At 37.1% G+C, this 1,665-nt stretch carries 3 protein-coding genes and 1 pseudogene; all 4 read left to right on the forward strand.

The window, feature by feature from the left end; all coding sequences use genetic code 11:
* Positions 1–273, forward strand: a pseudogene (locus H8718_RS20115) (ATP-binding protein); the annotation flags it as partial.
* Positions 274–798, forward strand: a complete 525-nt coding sequence (locus tag H8718_RS20120; protein WP_249334843.1) for an ERCC4 domain-containing protein — start codon at positions 274–276, stop codon at positions 796–798.
* 2 nt (positions 799–800) lie between these two features.
* Positions 801–1,361, forward strand: coding sequence for a hypothetical protein (locus H8718_RS20125; protein ID WP_249334844.1), 561 nt, complete (start codon positions 801–803; stop codon positions 1,359–1,361).
* A gap of 12 nt (positions 1,362–1,373) precedes the next feature.
* A partial coding sequence (locus H8718_RS20130) for a hypothetical protein (RefSeq protein ID WP_330597795.1) occupies positions 1,374–1,665 on the forward strand: 292 nt, incomplete at its 3' end.

Genomic DNA, 1,665 nt, shown 5'->3' on the forward strand with positions numbered 1-1,665 from the left:
GACCTAACAATTATCTACACAGCCCATAGTGAAACAGAACGCACAGAGGATGGCTATATGTGGACAAGGATGAAGACCACAGGAAAGAAACTGAACAAGCTTGTACCTGAATCTAAGTTCAATGTGGTTTTATTAGCAAAATGCAAGGATGGCAGATACATCTTTGAAACCCACAGCAAGAACTCTACAGCCAAGACACCTTTTGGAGCCTTTGAAGAGGATGAGATAGAGAACGATATTGTGCCCGTATTGCGTGTATTAGAGGAGTTTTAGATGTTTAGGTACTCGGATAAGGAAATCAAAGAAATCTTAAAAGAGGCTACTGTGGTAGTAGATACAAGAGAGCAGAAATGTGGACATATTATTGAGTATTTTACTGCAAAAAAGATTCCATATGTCTGTGAAAAGCTGGACTTTGGGGATTACACCCTCAAGGTTCATCTACCACACATAGAAAGACCAGTCTATCTCCAAGATAAATGTGTCATAGAACGCAAGGCGAACTTAAATGAGCTAAGTGGAAATTTTACACAGAGCAGAGAACGCATAGAGAGTGAATTTCTAAAAGGTAGGGGTAAGATGTATCTCTTGATTGAGAATGCAAAGTATGAGGATATTCTACTGCACAACTATAACACAAAATATCTACCACAGTCTTTTATGGGAACACTGAAGGCCTTTGAAGCAAGATATGACTTAAAGATTATGTATTTAGAGGACAGCACCTACAGTGGTGATTTTATTTATAGAACGTTACAACATCATTTAAGAGAACGATTAAGAAGAGGAGAAATATAAAAATGAAAAAATGGAATGGATACGAAACAACACAAGTTATAGGAGAAAAAAGAAAGCTTCCTGTAGGAGGCTATGTTTGTAAGATTATAGATGCAAATGAAGAGGTTTATGGCTGGGGGAATGTGGTAGTGATTCATTTTGATATTGCAGAAGGCCCATATAAGAACTTCTATTTAGAGCAATATGAAAAACAAAAGGGTGATAAAAAGTGGAAAGGTACTTATAGGTTAACTTGTCCTAAAGATGATGGAAGTGAAAAGGATGAGCGAATTAAAAAGAACTTCAAGACTTTTATTCACCACATTGAAAAGAGCAATACAGGCTATAAGTGGGACTGGAATGAGCACAACCTGAGGGCAAAACTCTTTGGTGGCATTTTTGGTGAGAAAGAATATGAGATTGAAGGTAATACTGGGTTCTTTACCACATTACGCTATACAACAGATACAGAAAGTGTCAAGACTTCTCTTATTCCAAAACCAATCCTATTAAAAAGAGATACATTAGCAACAACTACTAAAGCACCTGAAATAAATTGGGGTGATGATGCATTACCATTCTAGGAGGGATAGAAAGTGGATTATAGCAATATACCAATAGAACTTAAGAAGTTGAATAGGTGGGTATTATATAGACTTTACTTAGATGAAAAGACAGGTAAATACACTAAAAAGCCCTTTAATGCTAGAACGGGTGGCATGGCTCAAAGTAATAACCCTCGTACATGGTGTGATTATGATACAGCTAGGCGTGTCGTAGCGCATTATGATGGCTTAGGTTTTATGTTAGGGGATGGCATCTTTGGTGTGGATATAGATGGAGTAGACCTGAAAGATTCTATAGTCAATGAAGTTATAACCACACTAG

Source organism: Zhenhengia yiwuensis, assembly GCF_014384995.1.
GTDB classification, from domain to species: Bacteria; Bacillota; Clostridia; order Lachnospirales; family Cellulosilyticaceae; genus Zhenhengia; species Zhenhengia yiwuensis.

Excerpts from the sequence above, each read along its gene's own strand:
- H8718_RS20120 (WP_249334843.1), top strand. The coding sequence starts at position 274 with ATGTTTAGGTACTCGGATAAGGAAATCAAAGAAATCTTAAAAGAGGCT.
- H8718_RS20125 (WP_249334844.1), top strand. The coding sequence starts at position 801 with ATGAAAAAATGGAATGGATACGAAACAACACAAGTTATAGGAGAAAAA.